We start from the raw sequence: 14,922 nt of genomic DNA, 5'->3' as shown, positions 1-14,922 counted from the left end.
CCTTGCCTGTGGGTGTCACGGAAGGATCGGAGCTGCGTCCAGGACGCCGCCGGCGATGAGGGCGGCACGCACGACCGCGACGTCGTCGTCGGTGGCGGCGACGTTCGGCAGGCGGAGCTCGCGGTTGTCCACGGCCCCGAGCAGCTCGAGGGCGGCCTTGGTCATGACGGCCTGCGCGCCGGCACCGTTGATGGCGGCGACCACGGGAAGGGTCGTGCTGAAGACCTCGAGCGCGCCGGCGTGGTCGCCCGCGTCGAAACGGCGCACGACCTCAGCGAAGGCGCGACCCACCACGTGCGCGGAGACCGACACGATCCCTGCGGCACCGTGCGCCAGGAACGGCAGCAGCAGCGTGTCGTCGCCCGAGTACCAGGCGAGACCGGTCGCCGCGCGCAGGGCGGGCACGTCGGTCAGGTCACCGGTGGCGTCCTTCGTCGCGACGACGCGAGGATGGGCGGCGATGCGCTCGTACGTCGCCGGGGCGATGCGCACGCCGGCACGGCCAGGGATGTCGTAGAGCATCACGGGGAGCTCGGTCGCGTCCGCGACCGCGGCGAAGTGCCGGTACAGGCCCTCCTGCGTGGGGCGGGAGTAGTACGGCGAGACGACGAGGAGCCCGTCGGCGCCGGCCTCGGCTGCCTGCTCGGCCATACGCACCGCGTGGGCGGTGTCGTTCGAGCCCGCCCCGGCCAGCACGGCCGCGCGGTCACCGACGGCGTCCACGACGGCGCGCACGAGCGCCGCCTTCTCGGGCGTGTGGGTGGCGGGCGCCTCGCCCGTCGTCCCCGACAGCACGAGGCCGTCGTTCCCCTCGGCGACCAGGCGGCGCGCCAGCGACGCGGCAGCCTCCAGATCGATCTCCCCCGAGCTCGTCATGGGAGTGACCATCGCGGTGAGAACGGCGCCGAACGGGCGCGCAGCGATACCGGGCAGCGTCATGGGAACACCGTACCGTTTTGCGCACCGTCCCGGCGCCGCTGTCCAGTTACCGCGGGCCTGCGGACTGAGACGTCGTCCCACCGTACGCACCGCCGGCGGACAGGGCTGTTGCGGGGAACCGGGACCGACACATACTGGGCGGTATGACTGCGACGACGAGCCCTTCCCCCGTGCGTGACGTCCCGACCCAGGTCCTCGTCGGTGGCGAGTGGCGGCCCGCCTCGGGGGGCGCGACCTTCGATGTCGTGGACCCCGCCACAGAGGAGGTGCTGACGAGCGTCGCGGACGGCACCGGCGACGACGGCCTGGCGGCACTGGCGGCCGCGCACGACGCCGCCCCGGCGTGGGCCGCCGTCGCGCCGCGAGACCGCTCCGAGCTGCTGCGGGCGTGCTTCGAGGCGATCCTGGAGCGTACCGACGAGCTGGCCTCCCTCATCACGGCGGAGGGCGGCAAGCCGCTCGCCGAGTCACGGGCCGAGGTCGCGTACGGCGCCGAGTTCTTCCGCTGGTTCGCCGAGGAGGCCGTCCGGGCGCCGGGCCTGATGCGCACCGCGCCGGCCGGGGCCAATCGCCAGCTCGTGCATCGGCGTCCCGTCGGGCCCGCACTGCTCATCACACCGTGGAACTTCCCGATCGCCATGGCCACGCGCAAGATCGGCCCTGCCCTGGCAGCAGGCTGCCCGGTGGTGATCAAGCCAGCCCAGCTCACACCGCTGACCACGATGGCGGTCGCCGAGATCCTGCGCGCCGAGCTGTCCGCGCGCGGCCTGCCCACCGGCGTGGTCAACGTCGTCCCGACGTCGTCGGCGAAGTCCGTGACCGGACCCGTCATCGCGGACGGTCGGCTGCGCAAGCTGTCGTTCACCGGCTCGACCGGCGTCGGACGCGTCCTGCTGGGTCAGGCGGCCGAGCAGGTGCTGAACTGCTCGATGGAGCTCGGTGGCAACGCGCCGTTCATCGTGTTCGCCGACGCGGACCTCGACGCAGCCGTCGACGGGGCCATGGTCGCCAAGCTGCGCAACGGCGGGCAGTCCTGCGTCGGCGCCAACCGCTTCCTGGTGCACCGCTCCCTCGCGGCCGAGTTCGCCCAGCGGCTCTCCGCACGGTTCGCCGACCTGTCCGTGGGACCGGGCGCGGAGGGCCACGACGTCGGCCCGCTGATCGCCGCGAGCGCCGTCGACAAGGTCGACGAGCTCGTGGCGGACGCCACCGACCGCGGCGCGCAGGTCGTCGTCGGCGGCTCGCGCCCCGGCGGCAAGGGCTACTTCTACCCGCCCACCGTGCTCGCCGGCACCCCGGCCGACGCACGCTGCGTCACCGAGGAGATCTTCGGGCCGGTCGCGCCCGTGGTCGCCTTCGACGACGTGGACGAGGGCATCGCCCTGGCCAACGCCACCGAGTACGGCCTGGCCGCCTACGCCTACACCCGCGACGTGGACCTGGCGATGCGGGCCGCGCACGAGGTCGACGCCGGCATGATCGGCATCAACCGCGGGATGGTCTCGGACGCGAGCGCCCCGTTCGGCGGTGTCAAGCAGTCCGGCCTCGGCCGCGAGGGCGGCGAGGCCGGCCTCGAGGAGTACCTGGAGACCGTCTACGTCGCGTTGTGAGCCGTGAGCCGCCTCATGGTTTCCTGGGCCACGTGAAGCGTCCCTCCTCCCCCGGGGTCACCGCCGCCGCCCGGCAGGGCATGAGCGTCGCCGTCGCGACCGGCCTGTACGGGATCTCGTTCGGCGCGCTCGCTGTCGTCGCCGGCCTGTCGGTGGCCCAGACCGCGGCGTTGAGCCTGCTGCTGTTCTCGGGCGGCTCGCAGTTCGCCCTCATCGGCGTCGTCGCCGCGGGCGGCTCGCCGGTCGCGGCCGTGGCGACGTCGACGCTGCTCGGGGCACGCAACATGCTCTACGGCGCCGTGGTCGCGCCGTTGCTGTCGGTGCAGGGCTGGCGCCGGGCGGCCGCCGCGCAGCTCACGATCGACGAGTCGACCGCGGTGGCGGTCGGGCAGCGCACGCCCGAGGCGGTCCGCGCAGGGTTCTGGACGGCCGGCATCGGTGTCTTCGTCCTGTGGAACGTGTTCACGCTCGTGGGCGCGCTGGCCGGCGACGCGCTCGGCGACCCACGCGCCTGGGGCCTGGACGCCGCCGCCGGGGCGGCCTTCCTCGCCCTGGTGTGGCCACGCCTGGCGGCACGACGCGCCCAGGCCGTCGCCGGCCTCGCCGTGGTCGTCACGCTCGCCCTCGTCCCCGTCACCCCGGCCGGGATACCGGTGCTGGCCGCGGCCGCCGTCGCCATCGTCGTCGGGCTCGTGGCACCGTCCGCCGCGGCGACAGGGAAGGTAGGCCGATGACCGCCACCGTGCTCTGGGTGACCGTGCTGCTCGCCTCGCTCGCCAGCTTCGGCCTGAAGCTCGCCGGTCACCTGATCCCCGAGCACTGGCTCGCCACGGAACGGGTGCAGCGCACCTCGACGCTCGTCACCGTCGCCCTGCTCGTCTCCCTGGTGGTCGTGCAGGCGTTCGCCGACGGTCAGGCGATCGTGGTCGACGCCCGCGTCCCGGCCCTGGGCGTGGCAGCGGTCGCGCTGGCGCTCCGGGCGCCGTTCGTCGTGGTCGTCGTCCTCGCCGCCGCGGCGGCCGCCGCGCTACGGGCGCTCGGCTGGGGCTGAGCGCTCTCCTGCTCGCCGCCGGGTGACCGGCACGCCCTAGGGTGGGCCCATGGCACTGTTCCGCGAGACCGCCGACGTCTCTGTCCGGCCCGCCGTCCCCGGTGACGAGGACGCGGTGACCCAGGTCCAGGTCGAGGCCTGGCGCGCCACCCATGGCGAGACGCTCGGCGACGCCGTAGACGCCCTGGACGAGCAGACCATGCGGCAACGGTGGGCGGAGGCGATCACCCGCCCACCCGGCCCGGGCTTCGGCGTGCTCGTGGCGCTGGACGGGCCGCGGGTCGTCGGCTTCGCCGCTGTCGCCCCCGGGCAGGTCATGGCGCTGGAGGTCTCCCCGGAGCACCGGCTCGCGGGGCACGGCTCCCGTCTGCTCGCCGCCGCCGTCGACCGGTTGCGCACCGACGGCTCCGAAGACGTCGTGACCTGGGTGCTCGACGGTGATGACGGCCGCGAGCGCTTCCTGTCCTCCTCAGGGCTGGGGCCCGACGGCACCGAACGATCGCTCGCGACCGGTGTGCGCGACGTCGTCGAGCGCCGCTGGTCCGCCACGATCTGACGTCGCTGCGGCTGTCGGACGCGGCTACCGCGTGTCCGGGCCGTCCACCGGGGTCGAGGTGGCGGGCGCGGCGTCCGGCGACGCGGGGCTGTCGGCCGGGCGGCCGGCCGGTCCCGCCGCCGCGGCCGGAGCGGCCTGGGGGTTGGCGGCGCCCAGGACCGAGCCCCCGGTCACGACGACACCGACCCTCTCGGCCTGCTCCCGCAGCCCCCACAGCTCACGCGACACCGAGCGGACGGCGAAGCCGGAGACCAGGTGGATCGCCCCGGCGACGAACGCGAACAGCGCGAAGACGATCGTCACGAGCCGCAGCACCTCCAGAGCGTCGAGGGGGCGCGTCACGAGCAGCAGGCCGAAGAGTCCGGCCGTGAGGCCGAACGTGATCATCCACGGCCAGCCGAGGTCCCGGCTGCGGGCGAGGGCCGCACCACCGACCACGGCCACGATCCCCAGCACGATCGTCCAGCTGGCGAGCACGTAGTAGAGCGGCGTCGGGGAGAGCTCCGGCCAGAACGCGACCGCGACGCCGAAGAGGATGTTGACGCCGGCCTGCGCCAGCCACCATGCCGATCCCACCTGACGCCGGTGCACGAACCACTGGACCAGCACCAGCACCGCGTCGAGCACGAGGAACGCACCGAGGAGCAGTCGCAGGACCTCGAACTCACCGAGCGGCTCGATCATCAGCAGCAGCCCGAGCACCACGAAGGCGATGCCGCGCACGACGGGCAGCCACCAGACCCTCCGGAACGGGTTGCGGATCGCGCTGCCGGCGGCGTCCTGCGCCTCGGTCTCCACCCCGTCGTGTCCCATGCGTGGTCCTCTCCTCGTCCGCTGCGGTCAGGCTACGATCGCGACCCGTCCGGCGCACGGGGGAACGGCGGTCGAGCAGCCCGCCGCCTGCGTGTCGGCTGGTGCGGATGACAGGATGAGCCGGTGCCACCGCTCACCTCCCCCGCTCGCACCGTCCGCGACGCCGCCGGGGGCATCACGGTCCTCGCGGTCGCGAACTTCGTCGCGATCACCACCGAGGTGCTGCCCGTCGGGCTCCTGCCGCAGCTCGCCCGCGGCGTCGGCGTCACCGAGTCGACGGCCGGGCTGCTCGTCACCGTCTACGCCCTCGTCGTCGCCGCGTGCGCCGTCCCCCTGACCCTGGCCACCCAACGGTTTCCTCGCAAGCCGCTGCTGCTCGTCACGCTCGTGATCTACGTGGCCGGCAACCTCCTCGTGGCGGCCGCGCCGTCCTTCGCCGTCATGGCCGCCGGGCGCACCCTGGGCGGGATCGGCCACGCCGTCTTCTTCTCCGTGTCGATCGCGTACGCCGCCCGGCTCGTGGGGCCGCTCTACACGGGCCGTGCACTGACGCTCGTCACCGCCGGGGGGACGTTGGGCTTCGTGCTCGGCGTGCCGTTGTCCACCTCCCTGGGTACCGCCGTCGGCTGGCGCTGGTCCTTCGTGCTGCTCGCCGCCGTCTGCGCCCTGACGGCGGTCCTCGTGGCACGCCTGCTGCCCGCCGTCGCTGTCGAGCCGGCCCCGGCACGTGACGGCTCGGGCGCCCGGCGGGGTCGCAAGCGCCTGGGCATCGTCGTCGGCACCAACACGGTCCTGTTCGGTGGCCACTACGCGGTGTACACCTACGTCTCGGTGCTGCTGCTCGCCACCGGCCTCTCCGAGGCGGCCGTCGGGCCCGTGCTCCTGCTGTTCGGCTCCCTGGGGCTCGTCGGGCTGTGGGCCGCGGCCCGGTACCTGGATCGCAGACCGCGAGCCCTGACGATCACCTCGATGGCCACGATCGTCGCCTCGTTGGCCCTCCTCGCGGTCGCCATGCCCCAACCGGTCGGTGTGCTCGTCGCCGGCGGCCTATGGCTCGCCGCCTTCGGCGCGATCCCCGCGACCTTCCAGGCGGCTGCCCTGCGTGCCCAGGGAACGACGGCGGACCTCGCCGGGGCGTTCGTCAACGCGACGTCCAACCTCGGGATCGGCCTCGGCGCCGCGCTCGGAGCCGTCGTCGTGGCCGGACCGGGCACCGGCGCACTGGCCCTGGTCGGTGCCGGCGTCGTGGCCGTGGCCTGCGCGGCCGTCGTCATCTCGCGGGGCGCCTTCCCTCGCGACCCGGCGGCGACCGGCCGCACCGACCCCACACGGTAACGGCCCCGTGACCGCCTCGTAGCACGGCAGTGCCAGCATGTGCCCATGGGGCACGTGGGCAGGAGCACCGAGGCTCGCGGGGCCGGCGCGCGCCGGGAGGACCCAGCCGGCGGCGCGCCGATGGTCACCGAGTACTTCGCCGCGCCCACGGACGCCCTGGCCGCGACGGTCGCCCACCAGGTGAACGGCCCGTCGAGCTGGGCACGAGGTTCCGGCGAGGCGCTGTTCGACTCCGTCCGGGCACCGACGATCGATCCCTTCGTCACGCTCGGCGTCCTCGGCGGGCTGCTCTGCGCACGCCCCTACGGTGAGGTCACGGCGCACCCGCGCCACGGCACGCTGCTCAGCGGCGGTTCGGACGGCCCGTGGGTGGTCACCGTCTCGGACGTCGTCACCGCAGAGCTCGCCGCGGCGACCCCTGTCCGCCTCGGAGACGTCGCCCGCAGCGGGGCGCGGTCATCTGGTCCGGGGCAGATCGGTGCCGAACCGCTCGCCGACGTGCTGTGCCGGCTCGGTGAGCTGGCCGGACGAGCCCTGGCCGTGCGGCACGCCCTGTACTGCTGGGTCCTGCTGCCCGACGACGTCAGTCCCGCGGTGTGAACAGCGACGAAGCCCGGCGCAGGGCCTCGCGGGCGCGACGGCGATCCCCCGCGGCGTCATAGGCGAAGGCCAGGTGGTACCAGGCACGCCAGTCCTCGGGGGCGTCGTCGACGCCGTGGCGGACCGCGGCGAACGCCTCGTCCGCCGCCGCGCGGTCGATCCGGCCGCCCGGCGAGCGCGGAAGGTCGTCCACCGGGAGCTGGCCTGCCGCGGCCAGCTCGTCGGCCATGCGCTGTACCCGGGCCGCCAGCCAGAACTCGCGGACGATGAGACCGATGACCAGCAGCGGGATGATCAGCACGGCCGCACCGATGCCGATCAGTACCGGCTCTCCGCTCCCGAGCATGGCCGCGCCTCGACCCGCGATCGCCCACACGTACAGCGCGAGCAGCGCCGTGACGGCCAGGGCGCCGACGAACCCGCGCGGCACGCGTCGCCGAGCGCTCGACGGCGCGCCGTCGTCGGTCACGACAGGTCCAGCACGTTCTCGAGCCCGACGGTCAGCCCCGGTCGGGCCCCGACCTCGCGCACGGCGAGGAGGACGCCCGGCATGAAGCTGGCCCGGTCGAACGAGTCCTGACGGATCGTGAGCTGCTCGCCGGCATTGCCGAACAGGATCTCCTCGTGCGCCACCAGCCCGCGCAACCGCACCGCGTGCACGCGCACGCCGTCGACGTCCGCGCCGCGGGCCTCCCACCCGTCCTCGGTGGCGTCCGGCGACGGACCGAGCCCGGCGTCGGCCCGTGCCGCGGCGATCGCAGCCGCCGTGTGGCGGGCGGTGCCGGAGGGGGCGTCGACCTTGTTCGGGTGGTGCAGCTCGACGACCTCGGCCGACTCGAAGTAGCGCGCCGCCTTCGCGGCGAACGTCATCGCGAGCACCGCCGAGAGCCCGAAGTTCGGGGCGATGAGCACCCCGAGACCGGAGGCACCGCGTCCGGCGTTGACCCGCTCGAGATGGTCGACGACCCGCCCCCGGGAGGCATCGTCCCAGCCCGTGGTCCCGACCACGGCGTGCGCGCCGGCGTCGAGCACGGCGTGCACGTTGTCCTCCGTCACCGCGGGGACGGTGAAGTCCACCGCGACGTCGGCGCGGGAGTCACGGACACCGGCGCCGACGTCGTCCCCGGCATTGAGGCGAGCGACGAGCTCGAGGCCCGTCGCCTCCTCGACGGCGGCACAGGTCTGGGCACCCATGCGCCCGGCCGCGCCGATGACGGCGACCTTGATGGTGGTGCTCACAGTCACATCCTCACTCTCCGAAGGGGCCGACCCGCACGATCGAGCGGGGACGCGACGCGAGGTCGGCGGCCAGCTCGCGGACGTCGGTAGCGGTGACGGCACGGACACGTTCCAACGACTCGTCGACGGTGAGGAGCTCGCCCAGGACCAGCTCGGCACGGCCCAGCCTGCTCATGCGCGAGCTCGAGTCCTCCAGGCCGAGCACCAGTCCGCCGGAGAGCTGGCCGACCGAACGCTCCAGCTCCGCGTCGGTGATGCCGTCGGCGGCGAGCCGCTCGAGCTCGGCCACCATCAGCGTGGTGACCTGGTCGACCTTGGCCGGGGTGCACCCGGCATAGAGACCGAAGAGGCCCAGGCCGCCGTGCCCCTGCGCGAACGAGTACGTGGTGTACGCCAGGCCTCGCTTCTCGCGGACCTCCTGGAACAACCGGGACGACATGCCGCCGCCGAGGACGGCGTGCAGCACGGTCGACGTGAACCGACGGTCGTCGGAAGCACTGAGACCGGTCCCCCCGATGATCACGTTGGCCTGCTCGACCTGACGGTGGACCGTCAGCTCGACGCCTGCGGTCGGGACGCCTGCCCGCTCGGGCGCACCGGACCGGCGGTGACGCGGCACCCCCGCCGGGTCGAGATCCCATCCGCCGGCGCTGAGCGCCTCGCCGACCTGCTGCACGATCGCGTCGTGGTCCACTCCGCCGGCTGCCGCGACCACGAGGGTCTCGGGGCGGTAGTGCCACCGGTAGTGCTCCAGGACGGCCTCACGAGGTACCGCGCGGATGGTGTCCGGCGTGCCGCCGATGGGGCGGCCGAGCGGGTGCGCACCGAGCACGGCTGTGGCGAACTCCTCGTGGACCACCTCGGACGGGTCGTCGTCCGTCATCGCGAGCTCTTCGAGGATGACGCCGCGCTCGGTCTCGAGCTCCTCGGCGTCCAGGCGCGCCGAGGTCACCATGTCGGCGATGACCTCGATGGCCATCGGGACGTCCTCGTCGAGCACCCGCGCGTAGTAGCAGGTGTGCTCCTTGCCGGTGGCGGCGTTCGCCTCCCCGCCGACGGCGTCGAACGCCTCGGCGATGTCCAGCGCGGAGCGGGTGCGGGTGCCCTTGAAGAGCAGGTGCTCGAGGAAGTGTGTGGAGCCGTGGTGGCCGTCGGTCTCGTCCCGGGACCCGACGCCGACCCACGCCCCGATCGTGGCCGAGCGGAGGCCGGGCATGTGCTCGGTGAGCACACGCACACCGCCGGGCAGGATGCTGCGACGGATCGTCGCGCCGTCCTGCCCGGCGGTCAGCTCGGCACCGGGCTGGCCCGCTCCGACGAGCGGGAGGTGCTGGCTCATGCGGTCGATCAGGCCTCGGGGGTCTGCTCGGCAGCGGCGTCGGCCCCGTCGGCCTCGGCCTTCTCGTCGTCCTCGGTGACCGCGACGAGCGAGAGCTTGCCCCGCGGGTCGATCTCACCGATCTCGACCTGGATCTTCTGGCCGATGGACAGCACGTCGTCGACGTTCTCCACCCGCTTGCCACCCACGAGCTTGCGGAGCTGGCTGATGTGCAGCAGCCCGTCCTTGCCCGGGGAGAGCGAGATGAACGCGCCGAACGACGTCGTCTTGACGACCGTGCCGACGAACCGCTCGCCGACCTCCGGCACGTGCGGGTTGGCGATCGCGTTGATCGCCGCCCGGGCGGCCTCGGCCGAGGGACCGTCGGTCGCGCCGATGTAGACCGTGCCGTCGTCCTCGATCGAGATGTCGGCGCCGGTCTCCTCCTGGATCTGGTTGATCATCTTGCCCTTGGGCCCGATGACCTCACCGATCTTGTCCACGGGGACCTTCACCGCGATGACGCGCGGGGCGTTCGGTGACATCTCGTCCGGCACGTCGATGGCCTCGGCGAGGACGTCGAGGATCGTCAGGCGCGCGTCGCGGGCCTGGCCGAGCGCGGCCGTCAGGACCGACGCCGGGATGCCGTCCAGCTTGGTGTCGAGCTGGATCGCCGTGACGAACTCACGGGTACCGGCGACCTTGAAGTCCATGTCGCCGAACGCGTCCTCGGCGCCCAGGATGTCGGTCATCGCGGCGTAGCGGGTCTCGTTGTCGACCGTGTCGGAGACGAGGCCCATCGCGATGCCCGCCACCGGGGCCTTGAGCGGCACACCGGCGTTGAGCAGCGAGAGCGTCGAGGCGCAGACCGAGCCCATGGACGTCGAGCCGTTGGACCCGAGCGCCTCGGAGACCTGGCGGATGGCGTACGGGAACTCCTCGCGGCTCGGCAGGACCGGCACCAGGGCGCGCTCGGCGAGCGCACCGTGGCCGATCTCGCGACGCTTCGGGCTGCCGACGCGGCCCGTCTCGCCCGTCGAGTACGGCGGGAAGTTGTAGTTGTGCATGTAGCGCTTGCGCGTGACCGGCCCGAGCGAGTCGATCTGCTGCTCCATGCGCAGCATGTTCAGCGTCGTGACGCCCAGGATCTGGGTCTCTCCGCGCTCGAACAGCGCGGAACCGTGCACCCGCGGCAGCACCTCGACCTCGGCCGACAGGGTGCGGATGTCCGCGAGCCCGCGACCGTCGATGCGCACGCCCTCGGTGAGGACGCGCTGGCGCACGAGCTGCTTCTGCAGCGAGCGGTACGCGGCAGACAGCTCCTTCTCGCGCCCCTCGAACCGACCGGCGAGATCCGCGACCATGCCGGCCTTGATCTCGTCCAGGCGGCTCTCGCGCTCCTGCTTGTCGACGATCGCCAGGGCCTCGGCGGCCGTGGCCGAGACCGCGGACTCGACCGCGGCGTACGCGTCGTCGGCGTAGTCCGGGAAGAGCGGGAACTCCTGGACCTCCTTGGCGGCCTGCTGCGCCAGGGAGGACTGGGCGTCGCAGAGCGCGGCGATGAACGGCTTGGCCGCCTCGATGCCCTCGGCCACGACCTGCTCCGTGGGGGCGGTGGCGCCCTCGGACTTGATGAGGTTCCAGGCGTCGTCGGTGGCCTCGGCCTCGATCATCGCGATGGCGACGTCCTCGGACCCGTCGGCCGCGGTCACCTTGCGGCCCGCGACGACCATCTCGAAGACGGCGCGCTCCTTGTCGGAGTGCTTCGGGAACGCGACCCACTGGTCGTCGACGAGCGCGATGCGCACGGCACCGGCCGGGCCGGAGAACGGCAGGCCGGAGATCTGGGTCGACGCCGACGCGGCGTTCATCGCCAGGACGTCGTAGGCGTCGTCCGGGTGCTGGGCCATGACCGTGATGACGATCTGGACCTCGTTGCGCAGCCCCTTGACGAACAGCGGACGCAGCGGGCGGTCCGTGAGGCGGCAGGTGAGGATCGCCTCGGTGGACGGCCGACCCTCACGGCGGAAGAACGAGCCGGGGATGCGACCCGCGGCGTACATGCGCTCCTCGACGTCCACCGTCAGCGGGAAGAAGTCGAAGTGGTCCTTGGGGTGCTTGCCGGCCGTGGTGGTCGACAGCAGCATGGTGTCGCCGTCGAGGTAGGCCGCGACGGAACCTGCGGCCTGACGGGCCAGCCGGCCCGTCTCGAAACGGATGGTGCGGGTGCCGAAGCGGCCGTTGTCGATGACAGCCTCGGCGGAAGTGATCTCGGGACCCTCCATGGGTGCCCTCCTGATTCTCGAAGGCGCCGCCATCCGAGCGACGGTCTTCGATCGAGGCCCACGGAACCACGCACCGGCGTACCGGGCGGTTCGGGGGGCCACTACCGAGGACCGGACGACGGCCCGGCGGCGCGGTGGTGGGTGTCTTACCAGGACATCACACCAGACCAGCCCGGCCCCTGCGAGGGGGCCGGGCCGGCGGGATGATGTCAGCGGCGCAGACCGAGGCGCTCGATGAGCGCCCGGTAGCGCGCGATGTCGATCTTCTGCAGGTAGCCCTGCAGGCGGCGGCGCTGGCCGACCAGCAGGAGCAGGCCACGACGCGAGTGGTGGTCGTGCTTGTGCTCCTTGAGGTGCTCGTTCAGGTCGTTGATGCGCTGGGTGAGGAGCGCGATCTGCACCTCCGGCGAGCCGGTGTCGCCCTCGTGAGTGGCGTACTCGGTGATGATGGACTGCTTGGTGGCAGCGTCGAGCGGCATGGCTCTCCTTCTGGTGTCGTTGCGCGGTGCTCCGGGACTTCTTCACCGGGCGCTCTGGTTCCGCGGCCGAACTACGGCACGGCCATCCTAGCAGCGTGGGGCTCGAGGCCCGGGAACGGTGACCGGCGTCACCACCGCGCCCCCCACCATCCCGCCACTCGCCCTGCCTCAGGGGCCGAGGACCACGCGGGCGCGCGCGACGTCGTCGTGCATCTGGTGCACCAACGGCTCGATCCCGTCGAACCGCAGGGTGGGTCGCAGGTGCTCGACGAACTCGAGGACGACCTGCTCGTCGTACAGGTCCAGGTCGGTGCGGTCGAGCACGTACGCCTCGACCCGCCGTTCGACGCCGTCGAAGGTCGGGTTGGTCCCGATGGAGATCGCGGCGGGCAGCCGCACGTCCGGGTGTCCCGGCTCCTGCTCGGCGAGCGCGGGGCGTCGCAGCCAGCCCGCGTAGACCCCGTCCGCGGGCACCAACCCGGCGATCGCACCGAGGTTCGCCGTCGGGAAGCCGAGCTCACGACCACGAGCGTCTCCGTGGACCACCGTGCCCCGCACACGGTGCGGCCGGCCGAGGATGTCGGCCGCCTGGGCGACGTCGCCCTCGGCGAGCAGGGCGCGCACCGCCGAGCTGGACCAGCGTTGGCGCGACCCGGTCGCCTCCGCCTGGCACTCCCCCACGTCGTCGATGGCGACCACCTCGAACCCGTGCGCCCCGCCGAGCTCGACCATCGTGGCGAGCGTCCCCGAGTTGTCCCGTCCGAACCGCACGTCGTGGCCGACCACGACGCTCCGGGCGCCGAGGGCGCCGGTGAGGTATCGCGTGACGAACTCCTCGGGATCCTGGGCCGCGAACCCCAGGGAGTACGGGACGACCAGGACGGCATCCAGCCCGGTGTCCGTCAGCAGGTCCAGACGGTCGGTGAGGCCGGTGAGGAGCTCCGGCGCGGTCGCCGGCCGGTGCACGACGGCGGGGTGCGGGTCGAACGTCACCGCGACGGCCACGTAGTCATCGGCCCGAGCGAGTCGCACGAGCCGCCCGAGGACCGCCTGGTGGCCGCGGTGCACGCCGTCGAAGTTCCCGATCGTCACGGCGGACGGGCCGAACCCGTCGGGGACCTGGGCCAGGTCCGTGAACACCTGCACTGGATCGTGCTCCTCGCTCGAAGACTCGGGGGGACGCCGCGGGCGGCGCCGACGGACCAGGATAGTCCCGGCCGGCCAGGGACGAGGCCTCAGCCAGCCGGGGCGAGCACCAGGACCGGTCGCGCCAGGCGCTCGCCCCGGCGTGTGGTGTCCTCCAGCAGCGCCACGAGGCTGCCGTCCGGGCCGATCCCGGCCACGGTGCCCGCACGGCCCGACGGCGCGACGCACTGTCCGTACCCCAGCCCCGTCGTCTCCGCGTCCGTGAGGTCGCGGACGGCGAAGGTCGCCCGCGCGGCCTGTGCAGGGGACAGCGTGGCCAGGACACCGTCGGCGTCGGCCTGCGCCTCCATCTCGTCCAGGGTGCGCGCGTCCGACAGGTCGTAGCCGCCCACCCGGGTACGACGCAGCGACGTGAGATGACCAGCCGTCCCGAGAGCCGCTCCCAGGTCCCGAGCCAGCGCCCGGACGTAGGTGCCGGAGGAGACCACGACGCTCACGTCGAGGTCCATCACCGGCGTTCCCTCCCCCGTCGTTCCCTGGCGGACGGCGTGGACGTCGAACCGGCTCACCGTCACCGGACGTGCGGCGAGCTCGACCTCCTCACCAGCACGGGCACGGGCGTAGGCCCGCTTGCCGTCCACCTTGATCGCGCTGATCGTCGTGGGCACCTGGCGGATGTCGCCCGTCAGGGCACCGACCTCGCGGTCCAGCACGGCACGGTCGAGGTCCGCTCCGACACCAGGCGTCGCCAGGATCTCGCCCTCGGCGTCGTCCGTGCTCGTGCCGACCCCCAACCGGATCGTGGCGTCGTAGGCCTTGTCGGCCCCCACGACGTAGGTCAGGAGCCGTGTCGCGCGACCGACGCCGACGACGAGCACGCCGGTCGCCATCGGGTCGAGCGTCCCGGCGTGACCCACCTTGCGCGTGCCGGCCAGCCGGCGGCAGCGTCCGACGACGTCGTGGCTCGTCAGCCCTGCCGGCTTGTCGACGACGAGGAAGCCGTCGGGCGCCGTCGGCCGGCGCGGCGGCCGCTCCGGGCGCTGCTCGGCCACGTCAGTCGTCGTCGGCGGTGCGGTACGGGTCGGCCTCACCGGCCGGTTCCTTGCCCTCACGCAGCGCGGCCAGCTCGGAGTCGCGTCGGCGGGCCTCGAGGAGGGCCGCGTCGAGGTGGGCTGCCGTGTCGGGCACGGAGTCCAGGTGGAACTCGATGCTCGGCGTCAGGCGCGTCTGCGTCTGACGGCCGACCTCGGACCGGATCATGCCCTTGGCGCTCTCGAGGGCAGCAGCCGTGCCGGCGTGCTCCTCCTCGTCGCCGTAGACCGTGTAGAACACCGACGCCTGCTGCAGGTCGCCCGTCACACGGACGTCCGTGATGGTCACGAACCCGAGACGTGGGTCCTTGATACGGGTGTCGAGCATCTGCGCGACGATCTCCTTGATGCGGTCGGCCAGCTTGCGTGCCCGTGGGTTCTCGCTCATCCGTACTTCCTCTCATAGCGCCGGCGGCGTCGCGCCGCACCGCTGAGCCCAGCGGTGCGGCGCGACGCCGCC

Annotated in this window: 16 protein-coding genes; 6 read left to right on the top strand and 10 right to left on the bottom strand. The window is 73.1% G+C overall.

The features are described 5' to 3' along the window. Positions 1 to 15: 15 nt before the first annotated feature. Complete coding sequence (gene dapA / locus PZC42_RS16830; protein WP_277212757.1) at positions 16 to 939, bottom strand: 4-hydroxy-tetrahydrodipicolinate synthase; 924 nt, start codon at positions 937 to 939, stop codon at positions 16 to 18. 143 nt (positions 940 to 1,082) lie between these two features. Here dapA and PZC42_RS16825 point away from each other — a divergent pair, with 143 nt between their 5' ends. The 4 genes from PZC42_RS16825 (at position 1,083) to PZC42_RS16810 (ending at position 4,156) form a co-directional block, all read left to right on the top strand. Beyond that, the gene (locus PZC42_RS16825; RefSeq protein ID WP_277212756.1) at positions 1,083 to 2,549 is read left to right on the top strand and encodes an NAD-dependent succinate-semialdehyde dehydrogenase; all 1,467 of its coding nucleotides are present in this window, start codon (positions 1,083 to 1,085) and stop codon (positions 2,547 to 2,549) included. An 80-nt stretch (positions 2,550 to 2,629) separates the two neighbouring features. Then, positions 2,630 to 3,283 (top strand): AzlC family ABC transporter permease, encoded by a 654-nt coding sequence (locus PZC42_RS16820; RefSeq protein WP_277212871.1) that lies wholly within the window; start codon positions 2,630 to 2,632, stop codon positions 3,281 to 3,283. After that, on the top strand, positions 3,280 to 3,600 hold the full coding sequence (locus PZC42_RS16815) for an AzlD domain-containing protein (RefSeq protein WP_277212755.1): 321 nt from the start codon (positions 3,280 to 3,282) through the stop codon (positions 3,598 to 3,600). Before PZC42_RS16820 ends, PZC42_RS16815 begins: the two co-directional genes overlap by 4 nt. A 49-nt stretch (positions 3,601 to 3,649) precedes the next feature. After that, a complete protein-coding gene (locus PZC42_RS16810; RefSeq protein WP_277212754.1) occupies positions 3,650 to 4,156 on the top strand; it encodes a GNAT family N-acetyltransferase in 507 nt (168 codons plus the stop codon). Between the two features lie 24 nt (positions 4,157 to 4,180). Here the strand turns inward: PZC42_RS16810 and PZC42_RS16805 are convergent, their stop codons facing one another. Then, positions 4,181 to 4,969 carry an HdeD family acid-resistance protein gene (locus PZC42_RS16805; protein ID WP_277212753.1) on the bottom strand — a complete coding sequence of 263 codons (789 nt, stop codon included), beginning with the start codon at positions 4,967 to 4,969 and terminating at the stop codon, positions 4,181 to 4,183. A 123-nt stretch (positions 4,970 to 5,092) separates the two neighbouring features. Here PZC42_RS16805 and PZC42_RS16800 point away from each other — a divergent pair, with 123 nt between their 5' ends. Together PZC42_RS16800 and PZC42_RS16795 are read left to right on the top strand one after the other, a co-directional pair. Continuing rightward, positions 5,093 to 6,304, top strand: a complete 1,212-nt coding sequence (locus PZC42_RS16800; protein WP_277212752.1) for an MFS transporter — start codon at positions 5,093 to 5,095, stop codon at positions 6,302 to 6,304. 45 nt (positions 6,305 to 6,349) lie between these two features. Continuing rightward, the gene (locus PZC42_RS16795) at positions 6,350 to 6,904 is read left to right on the top strand and encodes a hypothetical protein (RefSeq protein WP_277212751.1); all 555 of its coding nucleotides are present in this window, start codon (positions 6,350 to 6,352) and stop codon (positions 6,902 to 6,904) included. Here the strand turns inward: PZC42_RS16795 and PZC42_RS16790 are convergent. The 8 genes from PZC42_RS16790 to rbfA form a co-directional block, all read right to left on the bottom strand. Then, a complete protein-coding gene (locus PZC42_RS16790; protein ID WP_277212750.1) occupies positions 6,888 to 7,373 on the bottom strand; it encodes a hypothetical protein in 486 nt (161 codons plus the stop codon). The genes PZC42_RS16795 and PZC42_RS16790 overlap by 17 nt on opposite strands. After that, the gene (gene dapB / locus PZC42_RS16785; RefSeq protein WP_277212749.1) at positions 7,370 to 8,143 is read right to left on the bottom strand and encodes a 4-hydroxy-tetrahydrodipicolinate reductase; all 774 of its coding nucleotides are present in this window, start codon (positions 8,141 to 8,143) and stop codon (positions 7,370 to 7,372) included. Before dapB ends, PZC42_RS16790 begins: the two co-directional genes overlap by 4 nt. 10 nt (positions 8,144 to 8,153) lie before the next feature. Further along, the gene (locus PZC42_RS16780; RefSeq protein ID WP_277212748.1) at positions 8,154 to 9,482 is read right to left on the bottom strand and encodes a M16 family metallopeptidase; all 1,329 of its coding nucleotides are present in this window, start codon (positions 9,480 to 9,482) and stop codon (positions 8,154 to 8,156) included. Positions 9,483 to 9,490: 8 nt separating this feature from the next. Continuing rightward, positions 9,491 to 11,746, bottom strand: coding sequence for a polyribonucleotide nucleotidyltransferase (locus PZC42_RS16775; protein ID WP_277212747.1), 2,256 nt, complete (start codon positions 11,744 to 11,746; stop codon positions 9,491 to 9,493). A 209-nt stretch (positions 11,747 to 11,955) separates the two neighbouring features. Further along, complete coding sequence (rpsO, locus tag PZC42_RS16770; RefSeq protein ID WP_277212746.1) at positions 11,956 to 12,225, bottom strand: 30S ribosomal protein S15; 270 nt, start codon at positions 12,223 to 12,225, stop codon at positions 11,956 to 11,958. Positions 12,226 to 12,393: 168 nt separating this feature from the next. Beyond that, positions 12,394 to 13,371, bottom strand: a complete 978-nt coding sequence (locus tag PZC42_RS16765; protein ID WP_277212745.1) for a bifunctional riboflavin kinase/FAD synthetase — start codon at positions 13,369 to 13,371, stop codon at positions 12,394 to 12,396. 89 nt (positions 13,372 to 13,460) lie between these two features. Continuing rightward, positions 13,461 to 14,462 (bottom strand): tRNA pseudouridine(55) synthase TruB, encoded by a 1,002-nt coding sequence (truB, locus tag PZC42_RS16760; RefSeq protein WP_277212744.1) that lies wholly within the window; start codon positions 14,460 to 14,462, stop codon positions 13,461 to 13,463. After that, positions 14,425 to 14,850, bottom strand: a complete 426-nt coding sequence (gene rbfA, locus PZC42_RS16755; protein ID WP_277212743.1) for a 30S ribosome-binding factor RbfA — start codon at positions 14,848 to 14,850, stop codon at positions 14,425 to 14,427. The genes truB and rbfA overlap by 38 nt, the downstream gene beginning before the upstream one ends. Between the last annotated feature and the right edge of the window lie 72 nt (positions 14,851 to 14,922).

Source organism: Isoptericola croceus (assembly GCF_029382255.1).
In the GTDB taxonomy this organism is placed as follows: Bacteria; Actinomycetota; Actinomycetes; order Actinomycetales; family Cellulomonadaceae; genus Isoptericola; species Isoptericola croceus.
The sequence above is the reverse complement of the archived record's forward strand: the minus strand, read 5'-3'. Positions and strand labels throughout refer to the sequence as shown.